The sequence below is a fragment of the Streptomyces sp. NPDC021562 genome (assembly GCF_040640875.1).
Taxonomy (GTDB): domain Bacteria; phylum Actinomycetota; class Actinomycetes; order Streptomycetales; family Streptomycetaceae; genus Streptomyces.
In genome coordinates, this window is sequence record NZ_JBFACN010000002.1 from 337,859 (window position 1) to 356,903 (window position 19,045).

General features: G+C 73.5%; 16 protein-coding genes. 13 read left to right on the forward strand and 3 right to left on the reverse strand.

The features are described 5' to 3' along the window. Window positions 1-88 precede the first annotated feature (88 nt). Entirely contained in the window at window positions 89-418 is a 330-nt protein-coding gene (locus tag AB0G52_RS04020; RefSeq protein ID WP_132888591.1) for a rhodanese-like domain-containing protein, read from the forward strand. 97 nt (window positions 419-515) lie between these two features. On the opposite strand, the gene AB0G52_RS04025 is transcribed toward AB0G52_RS04020, so the two are convergent. After that, on the reverse strand, window positions 516-1,649 hold the full coding sequence (locus tag AB0G52_RS04025) for an acyl-CoA dehydrogenase family protein (protein WP_361333426.1): 1,134 nt from the start codon (window positions 1,647-1,649) through the stop codon (window positions 516-518). 158 nt (window positions 1,650-1,807) lie between these two features. On the opposite strand from AB0G52_RS04025, the gene pepN reads away from it, so the two are divergent. The 4 genes from pepN (at window position 1,808) to AB0G52_RS04045 (ending at window position 7,305) form a co-directional block, all read left to right on the forward strand. Further along, complete coding sequence (gene pepN / locus AB0G52_RS04030; protein WP_361333429.1) at window positions 1,808-4,240, forward strand: aminopeptidase N; 2,433 nt, start codon at window positions 1,808-1,810, stop codon at window positions 4,238-4,240. Between the two features lie 335 nt (window positions 4,241-4,575). Further along, window positions 4,576-5,373: a DUF5819 family protein gene (locus tag AB0G52_RS04035; protein WP_361333432.1), complete on the forward strand. Its 798-nt coding sequence runs from the start codon at window positions 4,576-4,578 to the stop codon at window positions 5,371-5,373. After that, complete coding sequence (locus tag AB0G52_RS04040; RefSeq protein WP_361333434.1) at window positions 5,370-6,560, forward strand: HTTM domain-containing protein; 1,191 nt, start codon at window positions 5,370-5,372, stop codon at window positions 6,558-6,560. The genes AB0G52_RS04035 and AB0G52_RS04040 overlap by 4 nt, the downstream gene beginning before the upstream one ends. A 10-nt stretch (window positions 6,561-6,570) precedes the next feature. Next, window positions 6,571-7,305, forward strand: a complete 735-nt coding sequence (locus AB0G52_RS04045) for a TrmH family RNA methyltransferase (RefSeq protein ID WP_361333437.1) — start codon at window positions 6,571-6,573, stop codon at window positions 7,303-7,305. 75 nt (window positions 7,306-7,380) lie between these two features. Here AB0G52_RS04045 and paaN read toward each other — a convergent pair whose 3' ends face one another. Next, window positions 7,381-9,072 carry a phenylacetic acid degradation protein PaaN gene (gene paaN / locus AB0G52_RS04050; protein WP_132888442.1) on the reverse strand — a complete coding sequence of 564 codons (1,692 nt, stop codon included), beginning with the start codon at window positions 9,070-9,072 and terminating at the stop codon, window positions 7,381-7,383. Between the two features lie 148 nt (window positions 9,073-9,220). Here paaN and AB0G52_RS04055 point away from each other — a divergent pair, with 148 nt between their 5' ends. Further along, a complete protein-coding gene (locus tag AB0G52_RS04055; RefSeq protein WP_132888443.1) occupies window positions 9,221-10,735 on the forward strand; it encodes a 3-hydroxyacyl-CoA dehydrogenase in 1,515 nt (504 codons plus the stop codon). Then, window positions 10,732-11,319, forward strand: coding sequence for a TetR family transcriptional regulator (locus AB0G52_RS04060; RefSeq protein ID WP_132888444.1), 588 nt, complete (start codon window positions 10,732-10,734; stop codon window positions 11,317-11,319). Before AB0G52_RS04055 ends, AB0G52_RS04060 begins: the two co-directional genes overlap by 4 nt. A gap of 22 nt (window positions 11,320-11,341) precedes the next feature. Here the strand turns inward: AB0G52_RS04060 and AB0G52_RS04065 are convergent, their stop codons facing one another. Then, complete coding sequence (locus tag AB0G52_RS04065; RefSeq protein WP_132888592.1) at window positions 11,342-11,830, reverse strand: Lrp/AsnC family transcriptional regulator; 489 nt, start codon at window positions 11,828-11,830, stop codon at window positions 11,342-11,344. A 186-nt stretch (window positions 11,831-12,016) separates the two neighbouring features. Between AB0G52_RS04065 and pdhA the strand changes: the two genes are divergently transcribed. The 6 genes from pdhA (at window position 12,017) to AB0G52_RS04095 (ending at window position 18,996) form a co-directional block, all read left to right on the forward strand. Then, complete coding sequence (pdhA, locus tag AB0G52_RS04070; RefSeq protein WP_361333441.1) at window positions 12,017-13,165, forward strand: pyruvate dehydrogenase (acetyl-transferring) E1 component subunit alpha; 1,149 nt, start codon at window positions 12,017-12,019, stop codon at window positions 13,163-13,165. After that, a complete protein-coding gene (locus AB0G52_RS04075) occupies window positions 13,162-14,166 on the forward strand; it encodes an alpha-ketoacid dehydrogenase subunit beta (protein WP_132888446.1) in 1,005 nt (334 codons plus the stop codon). The genes pdhA and AB0G52_RS04075 overlap by 4 nt, the downstream gene beginning before the upstream one ends. Beyond that, complete coding sequence (locus AB0G52_RS04080) at window positions 14,166-15,494, forward strand: dihydrolipoamide acetyltransferase family protein (RefSeq protein WP_361333444.1); 1,329 nt, start codon at window positions 14,166-14,168, stop codon at window positions 15,492-15,494. The genes AB0G52_RS04075 and AB0G52_RS04080 overlap by 1 nt, the downstream gene beginning before the upstream one ends. 72 nt (window positions 15,495-15,566) lie before the next feature. Further along, window positions 15,567-16,490 carry a molybdenum cofactor guanylyltransferase gene (locus AB0G52_RS04085; protein ID WP_132888448.1) on the forward strand — a complete coding sequence of 308 codons (924 nt, stop codon included), beginning with the start codon at window positions 15,567-15,569 and terminating at the stop codon, window positions 16,488-16,490. Next, complete coding sequence (locus tag AB0G52_RS04090) at window positions 16,487-17,902, forward strand: molybdopterin molybdotransferase MoeA (RefSeq protein WP_361333447.1); 1,416 nt, start codon at window positions 16,487-16,489, stop codon at window positions 17,900-17,902. Before AB0G52_RS04085 ends, AB0G52_RS04090 begins: the two co-directional genes overlap by 4 nt. Further along, window positions 17,899-18,996, forward strand: a complete 1,098-nt coding sequence (locus tag AB0G52_RS04095) for an NAD-binding protein (RefSeq protein ID WP_207921687.1) — start codon at window positions 17,899-17,901, stop codon at window positions 18,994-18,996. The genes AB0G52_RS04090 and AB0G52_RS04095 overlap by 4 nt, the downstream gene beginning before the upstream one ends. The last annotated feature ends 49 nt before the right edge of the window (window positions 18,997-19,045 follow it).

The following is a 19,045-nucleotide window of genomic DNA, read 5'->3' on the forward strand; positions in this document are numbered from 1 at the left end:
GGCCGGGCGGGAGCGGTAGCCGGGCGGGAGTGGCGTCGGACGGGCGTGCCGGTCGGGTAGCGTCGGGGGCATGAACTTCGCAGCGCGTGTGCCCACGGTCGGGGTCTCGGACCTCAAGGACGGCGACTTCCTGCTGGACGTCCGCGAGGCCGACGAGTGGCAGGCGGGCCACGCCGCAGGCGCCCTGCACATCCCGATCAGCGAGTTCGTGGCCCGCTACGGCGAGCTGACCGAGGCCGCCCCCCAGGACGGCCGCGTCCACGTCATCTGCCGCTCCGGCGGCCGCTCGGCGCAGGTCACGATGTACCTGGTCCAGCAGGGCGTCGACGCGGTGAACGTGGACGGCGGCATGCAGGTGTGGCAGGCGGCCGGCCGCAAAGTCGTGACGGACACGGGCGAAGAGGGTTTCGTCCTCTAGCGCTCGTCCGGCGCGGGTCCTCCGGCGCCCGGGTTCTGGCGCCCGGGTTCTGGCGCCCCGGGCCGGAGCGGCCCGCAAGGGGCCCGTTGGTCTCCCGCTACCCCAGTGGATGCGCGGCCAGCAGGTCTCCCAGCGCCTCCTCATGGGCCCCCGCGCCCCCGAGCGCCAGCTCGAGCTGCTTCGCCCAGGCGTGGTACCGGTGCAGCACGTACTCGGTGTCGGCCCCGAAGCCCCCGTGCAGGTGCTGCGCGGTCCCCACAACGCGCCGCACCCCCTCCGCCGCCCAGATCTTCGCCACGGCCACATCCCCGGCCAGGGGCAGGGCCCCGGCCGCCCCCGAGGCGATCCGCCACGCCGCCTGCCACAGCGTCGCCTCCATCGCGCGCAGGTCGATGTACCGGTCGGCGGTCTGCACGGCCACCGCCTGGAACGTGGCGATCGGATGCCCGAACTGCTCCCGCTTCCCGGTGTACTCGCTGGTCAGCCGCAGCACCCGGTCACCCACCCCGAGCGCCAGCGCGCACGTCCCGGTCGCGAGCAGCTCCCGCAGCCACTCCCAGGCCCCCGACCGCTCCAGCACCTCCCGGGCGGCGACCCGCACCGACTCCAGCCGGAGCTCACCGAGCCGTTCCCCGCTGGTCGACACCTGCTCGGCGAGCGTGACCCCGTCCGCGCCGGGCGCCACCAGCGCCAGCACGCTCCGGTCGGTGCCGGTGTGCGCGGGGACGACGACGAGATCGGCGTCGTACGCCCACGGCACCGAGGTCTGCACCCCGTCCAGCACCCACTCGGCACCGTCCCGCCGTGCGGTCACCGCCCGTTCGGCCGCGTCGTGCCCGGTGCGTCCGCTCGCGGCGACGGTCAGCACCGGCTCGCCCCGTCCCGCGCGCGGCAGCAGCCGCCCTCTCAACTCCTCCTCCCCATAGGCCTGTACGGTCGCCAGGGCCGCGCTGTGTTCCAGCAACGGCACCCGCGCCAGTACCTTCGCCGACTCCCGCAGCACCAGGCACAGCGCGATGGCGTCCAGGCCGGCCCCGCCGTACTCCGCGCCGGGCAGCAGACTCAGCAGATCCGCGGCCGCCAGCCTGTCCCACAGGTCCCGGTCGAAGCCCTCGGCCACGGCACCGGTGGTCAGCGCGGGGCTCGGCACCGCGTCCGGCGCCACCGCGGCGAACACCCCGCGTGCCGCCTCGGCCGCCGCCAACTGCTCCTCGGTGAAGGTGAAGTCCACGGTCCTGTCCTCCCGGCGGTGTGCTGAACTGACGGTCCGTCAAGATAGAACAGGTTATAGAAGAAGGGAACCGAAAACCCCCGCGACCTCCGGCTCGTCCCGTCGTACGCTGTCGGCCGCTGTCCGCCGACGGGGACGGACACACGAGGGAGGACGCCATGGGGATCCGAAGCCTGACCCGGACCGAGGCCGAGCGCCGGGCCGCGCTGATAACGGTCGACCGGTACGACGTGGACATCGACCTCACCGCGCTGCCCGGGGGACCGGAGATCCGCGCCGTCTCCACCATCACGTTCACCTGCTCCGAGCCGGGCGCGGAGACTTTCGTCGACTGTGCGGCGGAGGTCCGCGCCGCCACCCTGAACGGCACCCCGCTCACCCCCTCCGGCGACGGCCGGATCCCCCTGCCCGCTCTCGCCGCGCACAACGTGCTGCGCGTCGAGAGCGTCCAGGCCGACACCACCACCGGTGAGGGCGTGCACAGGGCGACCGACCCGGCCGACGGCGAGGTCTACGTCTGGACGAGCTTCGAACCCGACGAGGCCCGGTTCGTCTGGGCCTGCTTCGACCAGCCCGACCTCAAGGCCCCGCACGCCTTCACCGTCACCGCCCCGGCCGACTGGACCGTGCTCAGCAACTCCGGCGGCCCGCGCGTCGAGGAGCAGGGCGCCGCCCGCCGCTGGGTCTTCCCGGACACCCCGCCGCTGTCCACGTACAACACCGTCGTCAACGCGGGCCCCTTCCACGGGATCCGCCGCGAGGCGGACGGCCACGACCTCGGCATCTACGCCCGTCGTTCGCTCGCCGAGGTACTCGAACGCGACGCCGACGAGATCTTCACCCTCACCCGGCAGGGCCTCGCCTTCTACGCCGAGGCCTTCGCGATGCCGTTCCCGCAGCGCACCTACAACCAGGTGTTCATGCCGGAGTTCGGCGGCGCGATGGAGAACTACGGCTGTGTGACCTGGTCGGACGGGTTCCTGCGGCGGGCCGAGCCGACGCCCGCGGAGCGGGAGCTGCTCGCGGTCGTGCTGCTCCACGAGATGGCGCACATGTGGTTCGGCAACATCGTCACCATGCGCTGGTGGGACGACCTCTGGCTGAACGAGGCCTTCGCCGAGTTCGCCTGCCACTGGGCCGCCGAGGGTGCCACCCGCTACACCGACGCCTGGGCGGGCCACCTCGCCGGCGACAAGCTCAAGGCCTACCTCTCCGACCAGGGGCCGGTCTCGCACCCGATCCACCAGGCCATCCACGACGTCGCCCAGGCCGCGTCGATCTTCGACAACATCACCTATCCCAAGGGCGCCTCCGTCCTCCACCAGCTGATGACCTACGTCGGCGAGGACCGTTTTCGGACCGGCATGGCGGCCTACTTCGCCCGGCACGCCTGGGGCACCACCACCCTCCAGGACCTGATCGACGCGCTCTCCGAGGCCGGCGGCCGCGATCTGACCGGGTGGCGGAAGGCCTGGCTGGAGACGGCCGGCACCGACCGTTTCACGCTGGAGCACGACGGCGACACCGTCACCCTGGTCGCCGACGGAACCCCCCGCCCCCAGATCCTCGCGGTCGGCGCGTACGACCGGCAGGACGGGGCACTGAAGCGCACCTCGCTCGTCCGCGTCGAGGTCACCGAGGCCCGCACCCCGGTCGCCGGTCTCCCCGCCACCGCCGACCTCCTCCTCGTCAACGACGACGACCTCACCTTCGCCACCGCCCGCCCGTCCGCCGCCACCCGTGACACCCTCTTCCAGTCCGCCGCCCTGTTGCCCACGCCCATCTCCCGGGGCGTGGCCGCCGCCACCGTCTGGGACATGCTGACGGCCGGCGAGGCCACCGCGGCCGAGGCCGGGCGCAGCCTCACCGCGGTCCTCGCGGCCGAGACCTCCGACGCGGTGATCGAACCCTGTCTCAACCTCGTCACCACCATCGCCGAACTCTGGGCCCCGCCCGCCGAACGCCCCGCCCTGACCCGCGCGGTGGCCGCGGTCTGCCGACGGCTCGCGGCCGACCCGGGCCGTCGCCAGGTCGCCCTGCGCGGCCTCGCCCGCACCGCGGACGCCGAGGACCTGGCCTGGCTGCGCGACCAGGCCGGTGACGACGTCGACCTGCGCTGGCGCGCCCTCATCCGGGAGGCCGAACTCGGTGGCGACACCGCCGCCGAGTCCGCCGTCCTGCTCGAACGCGACCCCGACCCCGAAGCCTGGGTCCGCGCCCTCACCGTCCGGGCGGCCGCCCCCGATCCCGCGGCGAAGGCCGAGGTCTGGCAGCGGCTGGCCGTGGACCGCGCGGTGCCCCTCCACGCGGTGTCCACGGTGGCGGCCGGCTTCTGGCGCCCCGGCCAGGACGCCCGGCTCGCTTCCTACGCCCAGCACTACCTGGACGCGGTCCCCGGACTGGACCAGGGCGGCATGATCCCGGCGATGGTCTACGCATCCCAGCTCTTCCCCCCGTTCGCCGTCGACGACGCCTACCTCGAGAAGGCCCGGCAGGCCGCCCGGCAGGCGGCCCCGGTGGTCCGCAACACCCTCCTGGAACGCGCGGACGCGGTCCGCCGGATGCTCCGGGCGCGGGCCGCCGCCGTCTGACGTCCGCGCCTCCATTCTCGACCGGAACGGCTTACGGCGGCGGGCCCTGTGGAAAAGGTTCGCCGCGGCCTGTGGAAACCTCGCGTGCGCGATCCGGCCGACCGGACCGGACGCCGTTGACCTGCGGTGTCCCCGGGCGGAGTGCTCCGCCGGGCCGTACCGGAGTGCCGGCGGAGCACTCCGGAGTGGCGACGGCCACGTGCCCCGGCTCCCTCCCGGGGCTGCGCCCGGCGGCCGGTGCTGAGTACCGTTCCGTGCGAGTGCCGGGCGGCGGCACACGGGCGGCCGCGAACCAGCCGTCCGGACGACGAGGCGGGACCGGGGAACGGGGCGGCATGGACGCGTACGACGAGGACTCGGACGCCCGACACGGGCCGGACGGTCCGCACGCGCCGGACGGTCTGGGCGAATCCGGTGGTCCGGGCGGAGCCGGGCCGGTGCGGGCCCGTGTCCCGGCCGGGCCCGGCGGCGCGGCGCCCGTCCCCCGTTCCGGCGTCGCCGCCCTCTCCCCGCGCTACCAGGTCGGCGCTGCCCTCGCCGTGGCCCTGGTCGCGGTCACCGCCTGTGTGCACCTCGGGATGGTGTTCCTGAGCATCGCGCCGGCGAACACGGTGACGAAGCAGCACGGCAAGGCGATAGAGGAATGGGTGTACCCGGAGTTCGAGCAGAACTGGAAGCTCTTCGCACCCAACCCGCTCCAGCAGAACATCGCCGTGCAGGTCCGCGCCGCCGTGCTGATGCCGAACGGCACCACGACCACCACCGGCTGGAACGACCTGTCGGTGCAGGACGGCAAGGCCATCGACGGCAGCCTGCTGCCGAGCCACACCGTGCAGAACGAGCTGCGCCGCGCCTGGGACTTCTTCGTCACCACGCACGGCGCCGACAACCGCCCGATCGGCATACGCGGCTCCCTGTCCGAGCAGTACCTGCGCCGGATCGTCGTGATGCGCATGTACGAGCAGGACGCCACCAGCAAGAAGGGCACCATCCAGCGTGTGGAGGTGCGCTCCAGCACCACCAACGTGCCCCCGCCGGACTGGAGCGGGGAGAAGGTCTCGGACACCCCCGTCTACCGCGTGCTGCCCTGGTGGACGGTCACCGCCGACGAGGCGAACGGGGGTGTGCGGTGAGCCGTCTCGCCCTGTGCCTGTCCCACGCCGTCGCCCGGGTGACCGGGTCGGCGCTCGGCCCGTACCAGACGGCCGTCGTCCGCATCGGCTTCGCCGCCACCTGGCTGCTGTTCCTGTTGCGTGAGTACCCGCACCGTCAGGAGCTCTACGGCCCCGACGGCCCCTGGAGCTTCGGCCTCGCCCAGCAACTGACCGCCGACAACCATGCCTTCACGGCGCTGCTGGCCTCCGACGGCCAGGCCTTCTTCGAGGTCTTCTACTTCCTGGCGGTCCTCTCCAGCGCCCTGCTGCTGGTGGGCTGGCGCACCCGCGCCACCTCCCTGCTGTTCATGGTCGGCGTGCTGTCCCTCCAGAACCGCAGCGTCTTCATGGGCGACGGCGGCGACAACGTGCTGCACCTGATGTCCTTCTACCTGGTGTTCACCCGCTGCGGCCAGGTGTGGTCGCTGGACGCGCGCAGGGCGGCCAGGGCGTCCACGGCATCCACGGCGTCCGGGGAACCCGACTGGGTGGGGCCCGCCCTGTGGGCGGCCTCCGGGCTCGTGCTGGTCGCGGCGGCCGTCACCGGCCGCACCGGCGGCGGCTGGCTGGTCCCGGCCGTCCTGTGGGCGGCCTGGGCGGGCACCGCCCTGTGGTGGGCGGTGGGCCGCTGGGCGCGCACCCCTGAGCCCCGGATCCTGCTGGACGTCGTGGCCAACGTCCTGCACAACGGCGCGCTCTTCGTGATCATGGCCGAGGCCTGCCTGATCTACGCCACCGCCGGCTGGTACAAGATCCAGGGCTCCCGCTGGCAGGACGGCACGGCCGTCTACTACCCGCTCCACCTGGACTACTTCTCCCCCTGGCCGGCCCTCGCCGACCTGCTGTCCGCCAACGGCACGATGGTGCTGCTGGTGACGTACGGGACGGTGATCGTGCAGGTCGCCTTCCCGTTCACGCTGTTCAACCGGCGGGTCAAGAACGTGCTGCTGGCCGCGATGATGACCGAGCACGCGGTGATCGCGGTCGTCCTCGGGCTGCCGTTCTTCTCCCTCGCCATGATCGCGGCGGACTCGGTCTTCCTGCCCACGGCGTTCCTGCACCGCCTGGGCGACTGGGCCGGACGCGCGCGTGAGCGTGTCCTGCGGCGCGGGGACCGGACGCTGCCCGTGCCCCGCTCCCCCGGGGCCGAGGAACGGCCCGCGTAGGCTTCGGGGCATGACCGACCCCCTCGACCACTGGGCACGGACGGCCGGCTCGGCCGTCCTGCTGGACGGCTTCCACGCCCTCAAGCACGCCCTGCGCTTCGGTGCGCAGGTGCCGGTGGCGGTCACCACGGACCGGGCGGCGACGCTGGCCCTGGCGGGCGAACTGGCGCCGGACGTGCGGGAGGCGCTGGACGCGTTGTTGACCGAGGTGAGTGCGGCGTCGTACGCCACCCTCGTCCCGCGGCCGCACCCCACGGGCGTGGCCGCCCTCGCCGTACGGCCGTCCCGTGAGGCCAACCTGCGGGCGCTGGCCCACATCCCGCGCAGCGCGCCGGTCGTCGTCCTCGACGAACCCCGCAACCTCGGCAACGCGGGCGCGGTGATCCGCCTGGCGGCGGGCTTCGGGGCGACGGGAGTCATCACGACGGGCACGCTCGACCCCTGGCACCCGACGGTGGTGCGGGGCGGGGCGGGGCTGCACTTCGCGACGGCGGTGGAGCGGACGGAGGTGGCGGAGCTGCCGCCCGGCCCCGTCTACGCCCTGGACCCGGAGGGCGAGGACATCCGCGGCACGAAGCTCCCGGACGACGCGATCCTCGCCTTCGGCTCCGAACGAACGGGCCTGTCACCAGAGCTGCGCGCGCGTGCCGACCATCTCCTGCGGCTGCCGATGCGTCCCCAGGTGAGCAGTTACAACCTGGCGACGAGCGTGGCGATGACGCTGTACCACTGGAGCGCTCGGTAAGGCCCTGCGAGGGGAGCGGCGCCGCCGGTCACGACGGCCGTGGCGGTGCCCCGCCACGGCCGTCGTGACCGTCCGCTACGCCTCCCGGCGCACCTCGATCACCCGGAACCGGTTGGCCACGAACGCGCCGTCCGTCAGGGCCGCGTTCGCCGCCGCGTTGCCGCCCGACCCGTGGAAGTCGGAGAACGCGGCCGTCTGGTTGACGTACACCCCGCCGACCAGGTTCAGCGACAGCTGGGCCGCCTCCTCCAGGCAGACCTCCTCCACGGCGCTCTCCACCTCGGCGTCGACGGTGTACGCGCCGACCGTCATCGCACCCTTCTCGCGCACCGTCCGCCGCAGCAGCTCCACCGCGTCGGCGGCCGAGTCGACGGCGACGGCGAAGGAGACCGGGCCGAAGCACTCGCTCATGTAGGCGGCCTCGTCGTCGGGCTTGGCCCCGTCCAGCTTGACGATCACCGGGGTGCGGACCACCGCGTCCGGGAACTCCGGGTTGGTGATCTCCCGGGAGGCGAGGGCGACTTCGCCGAGTCCGGCGGCGGCCTCCAGGCGGGCCTTGACGTCGGGGTTGACGATCGCCCCGAGCAGCGCGTTCGCACGGGCGTCTTCGCCGAGCAGGCCGTCGACCGCGCGGGCGAGGTCGGCGACCACCTCGTCGTACGTCTTCGGGCCCTCGTCGGTGCGGATGCCGTCGCGGGGGATCAGCAGGTTCTGCGGGGTGGTGCACATCTGGCCGCTGTAGAGGGAGAGCGAGAAGGCCAGGTTGGACAGCATCCCCCGGTAGTCGCCAGTGGACTCCACGAGGACCGAGTTGACGCCGGCCTTCTCGGTGTACACCTGGGCCTGCCGGGCGTTGGCCTCCAGCCAGTCGCCGAAGGAGGTGGAGCCCGTGTAGTCGATGATCTTGATTTCCGGGCGGGTGGCGAGCGTCCTGGCGATGCCCTCGCCGGGGCGTTCGGCGGTCAGGGCGACCAGGTTCGGGTCGAAGCCGGCCTCGGCGAGGACCTGGCGGGCGACCTGCACGGTGAGGGCGAGGGGCAGCACCGCCCGCGGGTGCGGCTTGACCAGGACCGCGTTGCCGGTGGCGAGGGAGGCGAACAGCCCGGGGTAGCCGTTCCACGTCGGGAACGTGTTGCAGCCGATGACCAGGGCGATCCCGCGGGGGACCGGCTTGAAGGTCTTCGTCAGGGCGAGCGGGTCGCGCTTGCCCTGCGGCTTGCTCCACTCCGCCGTGTCGGGGGTGCGCACCTGCTCGGCGTACGCGTACGCCACCGCCTCCAGGCCGCGGTCCTGGGCGTGCGGGCCGCCCGCCTGGAACGCCATCATGAACGCCTGGCCGCTGGTGTGCATGACGGCGTGCGCGAACTCGTGCGTGCGGTCGCTGATCCGCTTCAGGATCTCCAGGCACACCACCGCACGCGCCTGCGCGCCCGCGTCGCGCCACGCGCGCTGCCCGGCCCGCATGGCCGGCAGCAGTGTGTCGACGTCGGCGTGCGGGTAGGTCACGCCCAGCTCGATGCCGTACGGGGAGACCTCGCCCCCGGCCCAGTCGTCGGTGCCGGGCTGGCCGAGGTCGATGCGGGTGCCGAGCAGGGCTTCGAAGGCCGCCTTGCCCGCCGCCGCGTCCAGGCTGCCGTGCTCGCCGTAGGCCTTGGGGTGCTCGGGGTGGGGGGACCAGTACGCGCGCGTGCGGATCGCCTCCAGCGCCTGGTCGAGCGTGGGCCGGTGCTTGGCGATCAGTTCGTGCACGGTGAGTTCGGCGGTCATGCGGGACCAACTCCTCGTTCGATGAGCTCCCCTTCGAGCTCATGACCTGGGCAGAAACAGCCGGACAGGGCTAGAGTAACCGAACGATCGGTCGGGACAAGGGGGCCTGCCGCATCTGTGGAAAACCCCGTGCGGGAGGATCGCGCACATGACAGCACTCGACCTCAGCAGCACCGTGGGCGTGGTCGGCAGCGGCACCATGGGCCAGGGCATCGCCCAGGTCGCCCTCGTCGCCGGCCACCGGGTACGGCTGTACGACGCCGTCCCGGGCCGGGCCGCCGAAGCGGCCGCGGCGATCGGTGCCCGCCTGGACCGGCTCGTCGAGAGGGACCGGATGACGGCGGCCGACCGGGACGCGGCCCGCGCCCGGCTGCTGCCCGCCGAGCGGCTCACCGAGTTCGCCGACTGCGCCCTGGTCGTGGAGGCCGTCCTGGAGCGGCTGGAGGTCAAGCAGGAGCTGTTCCGGGACCTGGAGGGCGTCGTCGCCGACGACTGTCTGCTCGCCACCAACACCTCCTCCCTGTCGGTGACGGCGATCGGCGGCGGCCTGCGCAGCGCCTCCCGCCTCGTCGGCCTGCACTTCTTCAACCCGGCCCCGCTGCTGCCGCTGGTCGAGGTGGTCTCCGGGTTCGCGACCGACGTCACGTCGGCCACGCGCGCGTACGAGACCGCCCGCTCCTGGGGCAAGACGCCGGTCGCCTGCGCGGACACCCCTGGTTTCATCGTCAACCGGATCGCGCGGCCCTTCTACGCCGAGGCGTTCGCGGTCCACGAGGCGCAGGCCGCCGACCCGGCCACCATCGACGCGGTGCTGCGCGAGAGCGGCGGCTTCCGGATGGGCGCCTTCGAGCTGACCGACCTGATCGGCCAGGACGTCAACGAGTCCGTCACGCACTCCGTGTGGCAGGCCTTCTTCCAGGACGTCCGCTTCACCCCGTCGCTGGCCCAGCGCCGGCTCGTGGAGTCCGGCCGGCTCGGCCGCAAGACCGGACACGGCTGGTACGACTACGAGGACGGCGCGGAGCGCCCCGAACCGCACACCGCCGAACCGGCCCGGCCGCCCGCCTACGTCGTCGCCGAGGGCACCCTGGGACCGGCCGCCGAACTGCTCGCGATGATCCGCGAGGCCGGCATCCAGGTCCGCGAGGAGGACGAGGACCACGGCACCCGGCTGGTGCTGCCCAGCGGCGGCCAGCTGGCCCTCGCCGACGGCCAGACCTCGGTGGAGTTCCGGGACGTCGTCTACTTCGACCTCGCCCTCGACTACCGCCGCGCCACCCGGATCGCCCTGTCCGCCGGGCACGACACGCTGCCCCGGACGCTCACCGAGGCCGTCGGCCTGTTCCAGGCGCTCGGCAAGAAGGTCAGCGTCATCGGGGACGTCCCCGGCATGATCGTGGCCCGCACGGTCGCCCGGATCATCGACCTCGCGCACGACGCCGTCGCCAAGGGCGTCGCCACCGAGGAGGACATCGACACCGCGATGCGCCTGGGCGTCAACTATCCGCTCGGCCCCTTCGAGTGGAGCCGCCGCCTCGGCCGCGACTTCGCCTACGACCTCCTCGACGACCTGCACCTGCGCGACCCGAGCGGACGCTACGCGCCCTCCCTCGCGCTCTACCGGCACGCCTACGCCACCGAGAAGCGGGAGGGCGCCTCGTGACCACCGCCAAGCGCGACACCTACACCCCCGACACCCTGCTCTCGGTGGCGGTCCAGGTCTTTAACGAGCGTGGCTACGACGGCACCTCCATGGAGCACCTCTCCAAGGCGGCCGGCATCTCCAAGTCGTCGATCTACCACCACGTCTCCGGCAAGGAGGAACTGCTGCGCCGCGCCGTGAGCCGCGCTTTGGACGGCCTCTTCGGGATCCTCGACGAGGAGCACGCGCGCGTGGGCGGCGCCGCCGACCGCCTGGAACACGTCGTGCGGCGCATGGTCGAGGTGCTGATCGCCGAACTGCCCTATGTGACGCTGCTGCTGCGGGTGCGCGGCAACACCGGCACCGAGCGGTGGGCGCTGGAGCGGCGCCGCGACTTCGACCACCGGGTGGCCGACCTGCTGAAGGCGGCCGCCGCCGAGGGCGAGGTGCGCGGCGACGTCGAGGTGCGGCTCGCCACCCGGCTGGTCTTCGGCATGGTCAACTCGATCGTGGAGTGGTACCGCCCGGACGGGCACGGCGCGAGCGAGCGGGAGGTCGCCGACGCCGTCGTGCGGCTGGCTTTCACCGGGCTGCGCGCCCACTGACCGCGGCCGTGGCCGACCGTCGTCAGTGGTCGTCCGGATCCAGGTCCTCCTCCTCGAACACCAGCAGCGTGCGGGTGCTGAGCACCTCCGGGATGGCCTGCAGCCGGGTCAGCACCAGCTCGCGCAACGCGCGGTTGTCGGACGTGTGCACCAGGAGCAGCACGTCGAAGTCCCCGCCCACCAGGGCGATGTGGGAGGCGCCGGGCAGCTGGCGCAGCTGCTCGCGGACCGTGCGCCAGCTGTTCTGGACGATCTTCAGCGTGATGTACGCCGAGGTGCCCTGGCCCGCCCGCTCGTGGTCCACCCGGGCACCGAAACCGCGGATCACCCCGTCCTCGATGAGACGGTTGATCCGGGCGTAGGCGTTGGCCCGCGAGACATGGACACGTTCCGCGACCGCGCGTATGGACGCCCGGCCGTCCGCCTGGAGGATCCCCAGGATGTCCTGATCGATGGCGTCCAGCGGACGTGCGGGCGGCAGCGCGGCGCGGTCCGGCGGCCCCTCGGCCATTTGTTCAGGTGCCATGTCCCCCCGCCTCCCTACCATGGACGTACTGCGTTCATTCCAGGCTGTGGAGAACCGTTTGTCCACAGCCTCGGGGGGCCTGTAGCCAAAATGTGTCGGCGACCGAACAATCGGTAGGTGGGACGGGTCACAGGCGATCCGGCTCCCGTACCCCCACGAGGAGGTGCCGTCATGACGGTCATGGAGCAGCGCGACGCCTACCGTCCGTCGCCGCCGCCCGCCTGGCAGCCCCGGACGGACCCCGCGCCGCTGCTGCCCGACGAGCGACCGTACCGCGTCCTGGGAACCGAGTCGGCGGCCAAGGCCGACCCGGAGCTGCTGCGCCGGCTGTACACCCAGCTCGTACGCGGCCGCCGCTACAACGCGCAGGCCACCGCTCTCACCAAGCAGGGCCGCCTCGCCGTCTACCCCTCCAGCACCGGCCAGGAGGCCTGCGAGATCGCCGCCGCGCTCGCCCTCCAGGAGCGTGACTGGCTCTTCCCCAGCTACCGCGACACCCTCGCGGTGGTCGCCCGGGGCGTGGACCCCGTCGAGGCCCTCACCCTGCTGCGCGGCGACTGGCACACCGGCTACGACCCGCACGCCCACCGCGTGGCCCCGCTCTCCACCCCGCTCGCCACCCAGCTCCCGCACGCCGTCGGCCTCGCCCACGCGGCCCGCCTCAAGGGCGACGACGTGGTGGCGCTCGCCATGGTCGGCGACGGCGGCACCAGCGAGGGCGACTTCCACGAGGCGCTGAACTTCGCCGCCGTCTGGCAGGCCCCCGTCGTCTTCCTGGTCCAGAACAACGGCTTCGCCATCTCCGTCCCGCTCGCCAAGCAGACCGCCGCCCCTTCCCTGGCCCACAAGGCCGTCGGCTACGGCATGCCCGGCCGCCTGGTCGACGGCAACGACGCGGCCGCCGTGCACGAAGTCCTCTCCGACGCCGTACGGCACGCACGCGAGGGCGGCGGACCCACCCTGGTCGAGGCGGTCACCTACCGGATCGACGCCCACACCAACGCCGACGACGCCACCCGCTACCGCGGCGACACCGAGGTCGACACCTGGCGCGACCACGATCCGATCCTGCTCCTGGAGCGCGAGCTGACCGCCCGCGGACTCCTCGACGAGGACACCGTCCGCGACGCGCGCGAGGACGCCGAGGCGATGGCCGCCGACCTGCGCGAGCGCATGAACCGCGATCCGGAACTCGACCCCATGGACCTCTTCGACCAGGTGTACGCCGAGACCACCACGCAACTGCGCGAGCAGCGCGCCCTGCTGCGGGCCGAACTGGAGGCCGAGCAGGACGACCACCGTGAAGGCGGCCATCGATGACGACCGTCGCCGTGAAACCCGCCACCATGGCGCAGGCCCTCGGCCGCGCCCTGCGGGACGCCATGGCCGCCGACCCGGCCGTGCACGTCATGGGGGAGGACGTCGGCACCCTCGGCGGCGTCTTCCGGATCACCGACGGTCTCGCCGAGGAGTTCGGCGAGACCCGCTGCACCGACACCCCGCTCGCCGAGGCCGGCATCCTCGGCACCGCGGTCGGCATGGCCATGTACGGACTGCGCCCGGTCGTGGAGATGCAGTTCGACGCCTTCGCCTACCCCGCGTTCGAGCAACTGATGAGCCACGTCTCCCGGATGCGCAACCGCACCCGGGGCCGGCTGCCCCTCCCGATCACCGTCCGGATCCCCTACGGCGGCGGCATCGGCGGCGTCGAGCACCACAGCGACTCCTCCGAGGCCTACTACATGGCCACCCCCGGCCTGCACGTCGTCACCCCGGCCACCGTCGCCGACGCCTACGGACTGCTCCGGCAGGCCATCGCCTCCGACGACCCGGTCGTCTTCCTCGAACCCAAGCGGCTGTACTGGTCGAAGGACTCCTGGAACCCCGAGCACCCGGCGGACGTTGAACCCATCGGCCGCGCGGTGGTGCGCCGAACCGGGCGCAGCGCCACGCTCATCACCTACGGCCCGTCCGTACCGGTCTGCCTCGAAGCCGCCGAGGCCGCCCAGGCGGAGGGCTGGGACCTGGAAGTCGTCGACCTGCGCTCCCTGGTGCCGTTCGACGACGAGACGGTCTGCGCCTCCGTACGGCGCACCGGGCGCGCGGTCGTCGTACACGAGTCGGGCGGGTTCGGCGGGCCGGGCGGGGAGATCGCGGCACGCGTGACCGAGCGCTGCTTCCACCACCTGGAGGCGCCGGTGCTGCGCGTGGCCGGGTTCGACATCCCGTATCCGCCGCCGATGCTGGAGCGTCACCACCTGCCCGGCGTGGACCGCATCCTGGACGCGGTGGCGCGTCTGCAGTGGGAGGCCGAGGGCTGATGGCACAGGTGCTGGAGTTCAAACTGCCCGACCTCGGGGAGGGGCTCACCGAGGCGGTGATCGTCACCTGGCTGGTCCAGGTCGGCGAGGTGGTCGCGATCGACCAGCCGGTCGTCGAGGTCGAGACGGCCAAGGCGATGGTCGAGGTGCCCTGCCCCTACGGCGGTGTGGTCACCGCCCGCTTCGGCGAGGAGGGCACCGAACTGCCCGTCGGGGCCCCGCTCCTGACGGTCGCGGTCGGCGAGGACACCACGCTCCCCGAGCCGGAGGGCTCCGGCAACGTCCTGGTGGGCTACGGCACGGGAGCCCCTCCGGCCCGCCGCCGACGGGTGCGCGCCACGTCCCCCGACCGCGCCGACGGCAGCGCCGCCGTCGACCCCGCCCGCGGCAGCACGGCCGCCGGGGCCGGGACGGCGGACGCCCACGCGCGGGTGTCCGCACCGCCGTCCCCCCGGGGCACCGAGGGACCCGTCCCGGTGATCTCCCCGCTGGTCCGCCGGCTCGCCCGGGACAACAACCTGGATCTGCGCCGGCTGTCCGGCTCGGGCCCCGACGGACTGATCCTGCGCGCCGACGTCGAGGACGCCCTGCGGGTGGACGCGGCCCGCGCCGCCGCCCGCACCGCACCGCCGAAGCCGGCCGGCATCCGCACGCCCCTCAAGGGCATCCGGGGCGCGGTCGCCGACAAGCTCTCCCGCAGCCGCCGGGAGATCCCCGACGCGACCTGCTGGGTGGACGCCGACGCGACCGAGCTGATGCGCGCGCGGACCGCGATGAACGCGGCCGGGGGACCGAAGATCTCGCTGCTCGCACTGCTCGCGCGGATCTGCACCGCGGCCCTGGCCCGCCACCCCGAGCTGAACTCCTACGTCGACGTCGAGGCGCGCGAGATCGTCCAACTCGACCACGTCCACCTGGGATTCGCCGCCCAGACCGGCCGGGGCCTGGTCGTCCCCGTCGTCCGGGACGCCCACGCCCGCGACGCCGAGTCCCTGACGGCGGAGTTCGCCCGCCTCACCGAGTCGGCCCACGCCGGAACCCTGACCCCGACGGAACTCACCGGCGGCACCTTCACGTTGAACAACTACGGCGTGTTCGGTGTCGACGGCTCCACCCCGATCATCAACCACCCCGAGGCGGCGATGCTGGGCGTGGGCCGCATCACGCCCAAGCCGTGGGTGCACGACGGAGAACTGGCGGTCCGCCAGGTCGTCCAGCTGTCCCTCACCTTCGACCACCGGGTCTGCGACGGCGGCACGGCGGGCGGCTTCCTCCGCTACGTGGCGGACTGCGTGGAGAACCCGGCGGTCCTGCTCAGGACGCTCTGAGCGCGGCGCCCCGCGGGGGTGCACGACCCCCCGTCTGTTCCCTGTGATCACACGTCCCCCCATACTCGAAAGGTGACCGCCACCGACACACCCCCCTACGACGCGATCGTGCTCGCCGGTGGCGCCGCCCGGCGGCTCGGCGGAGCCGACAAGCCCGCCGTGCGGGTGGGCGGACGCCCCCTCCTGGACCGTGTCCTGGCGGCGTGCGCGGGTGCCGAGCAGACCGTCGTCGTGGCGGCCCCCCGCGCCACCTCCCGGCCGGTCCGATGGACCCGCGAGGACCCCCCGGGCGGCGGCCCGGTCGCCGCCCTCGGCGCCGGCCTGCGCCACAGCACCGCCGCCTACGCGGTCGTGCTCTCGGCCGACCTGCCGTTCCTGGAAGAGGCCACCGTGGCGCGGCTGTTGTCGGTCCTCAGCGCCTCCGACGCCGACGCCGCGCTGCTCACCGACGCCGACGGCAGGGACCAGCCCCTGGTGGCGGCCTACCGCACGACGGCGCTGAGGCACGCCCTCTCGGCCCTCGCCGGGGACGAGCAGGGCCTTACCGGCCTCCCGCTGCGGCGCCTGACCGCCGCACTGAACCTCACCCGCGTCCCGGACCCCCGCGCGTCCTTCGACTGCGACACCTGGGACGACATCGCCGACGCCAGGGCACGCATCAGGGAGCATGGGCACGTGTTGGATGAATGGATCTCCGCAGTCAAGGACGAGCTGGGCATCGACCTGGACGTCGACTTCCGGCTGCTGCTCGACGTGGCCCGGGACGCGGCGCACGGGGTGGCCAGGCCGGCCGCCCCGCTGACCACGTTCCTGGTCGGCTACGCGGCCGCGCAGGGCAAGGGCGGCCCCGAAGCGGTCGCCGAGGCCGCCCACAAGGCCGCCGCTCTGGCGCTGCGCTGGGCGGAGGAGACGAACGCCCCCGGCAACCCGGCTCCGGACACCCCGGCCGGCGGTGTCCCCGGCTCCGAGCCCCCCGCCCCCGGGCCCGGCCGATGACCGCCCCCGGGGTACGGGCCGGTGCGGCCGCCGGGGACACCGACGACGATCTCGACGTCGAGGAGGCGCTCGCCCTCGTGAGAGAGTCCCGTGAACCCCGGGGGCCCGGGGAGCCCCGGGAGCCCGTGCGGGACGCGGTGTCCGCATCCGCCGCCCAGGACGAGCACCGCCAGGGACCGCCCGCCCACGGCGCCCCCTCGGCCCACCGCCACCGCGCCACCCCCTGGCCCCAGGCCCGCGAGATCGCCGCCCGCGCCGCCCGGACCGGCGGTCGCCGGGCCCCCCTCTCCGTCCCGCTGGCCGACGCCCTCGGCCTGGCCCTGGCCGCCCCGCTGGACGCGCTGACCGACCTGCCCTCCTTCGACACCTCCGCGATGGACGGCTGGGCGGTGGCGGGCCCGGGCCCCTGGGACGTACGCGACGAGGGGGTGCTGGCCGGGCACGGGCAGCCCGAGCCGCTCACCGACGGCGAGGCGGTCCGCATCGCCACCGGCGCCCGGGTCCCGGCGGACACCACCGCGGTGCTCCGCAGCGAACACGGCCGTACCGACGCCCAGGGCAGGCTGCACGCCACCCGCGACACCGTCCACGGCCAGGACATCCGCCCCCGCGGCCAGGAGTGCCGCAGCGGCGACCAGTTGCTGCCCGTCGGCACCCTGGTCACCCCGGCCGTCCTCGGCCTCGCCGCGGCGGCCGGTTACGACACCGTCACCGCCGTCCCGCGGCCCCGCGCCGACGTCCTGATCCTGGGCGACGAGTTGCTCACCGAGGGGCTGCCGAGCGAAGGACTCATCCGGGACGCGCTCGGCCCGATGCTGCCGCCCTGGCTGCGCGCCCTCGGCGCCGAGGTGACCGCCGTGCGCCGGCTCGGTGACGACGCCAGGGCCCTGCGCAGGGCGATCACCTCCTCGACGGCCGATCTGATCGTCACCACGGGCGGCACCGCCTCCGGCCCGGTCGACCACGTGCACCCCACGCTGGAACGGCTCGGGGCCGAACTCCTCGTCGACGGCGTCACGGTGCGCCCCGGCCACCCCATGCTGCTGGCCCGCCTCAAGGAGAACCAGCATCTCGTCGGCCTGCCCGGCAACCCCCTCGCCGCCGTCTCCGGTCTGCTCACCCTCGCCGAACCGCTGCTGCGCACTCTCGCCGCCCACCCGGCGCCCGAGCCGTACGCGCTGCCCGTGGCGGAAACGGTGCACGGGCACCCGTACGACACCCGGCTGATCCCGGTGGTGCTGCGCGGTGACGCCGCGATCCCCCTGCACTACAACGGTCCGGCCATGCTGCGCGGTATCGCCGCGGCCGACGCGCTCGCGGTCGTACCGCCGGGCGGAGCCCAGCAGGGGGCGGAGACGGAACTGCTCGACCTGCCGTGGGCGGCCGCCGGTATCGGGGTGTGTTTCACGTGAAACTTCCCGGCCATGACGCCATGGCCCGCCAGGCGGACGAGCACCTGGTGACCCATCGGGTGAAACTCCCGACGAAGGTGGTGGAGCGCCCGATCCGCCAGGTCGCCAAGCGGCTGGCCATGGCCCTGCTCGTGCTGATCGCCACCGCGTTGATCGTCTACGCCGACCGCGACGGCTACAACGACACCTCGGACAGCTCGGTGGACCTGCTCGACGCCTTCTACTACGCCACCGTCACCCTCTCCACCACCGGCTACGGCGACATCACGCCCGTCAGCGACGGCGCCCGGCTCATCAACATCTTCGTCATCACGCCCCTGCGCGTGCTGTTCCTGATCATCCTGGTCGGCACCACCCTCGAAGTCCTCACCGAACGCACCCGGGAGGAATTCCGCCTGAACCGCTGGAGGTCCGCCTTGCGCGATCACACCGTCGTCGTCGGCTTCGGCACGAAGGGACGTTCGGCGATCCAGACCGTCTGCGCGACGGGACTGAGGGCGGACCAGGTCGTCGTGGTCGACCCCAGCTCCAAGGTGATCGACGCGGCCACCGCCGAGGGCTTCGCGGGGGTCGTGGGGGACGCGACCCGTAGCGAGGTGCTCAAGCGGGCCGAGGTGCAGCGGGCCCGGCAGATCATCATCGCCACCCAGCGTGACGACACCGCCGTCCTGGTCACCCTGACCGCCCGGCAGCTCAACCGGGGCGCGAAGATCGTGGCGGCGGTCCGCGAGGAGGAGAACGCGCCACTGCTCAAGCAGTCCGGTGCCGACGCCGTCATCACCAGCGCCAGCGCGGCCGGCCGGCTGCTCGGCCTGTCCGTGCTCAGCCCCGCCGCGGGCATGGTCATGGAGGACCTCATCCAGCAGGGCAGCGGCCTGGACCTGATCGAGCGCCCGGCGGTCAGGGCCGAGGTCGGCAAGACCCCGCGCGAGACGGCCGACCTGGTGGTCAGCGTCCTGCGCGGCCACCGGGTGCTGGGCTACGACGACCCGGCCGTCGGCACCATCCAGCCGACCGACCGCCTCATCACCATCGTCCGGGCCTCCCCGGGCAGCCGGGTCGCACCGGACATACGGCCGCTGCCCCGCGCCTGACCGGGCGAGTGGCCGGTACCGCCGCCGTCGGGGTCCTGACGGGTGAGGA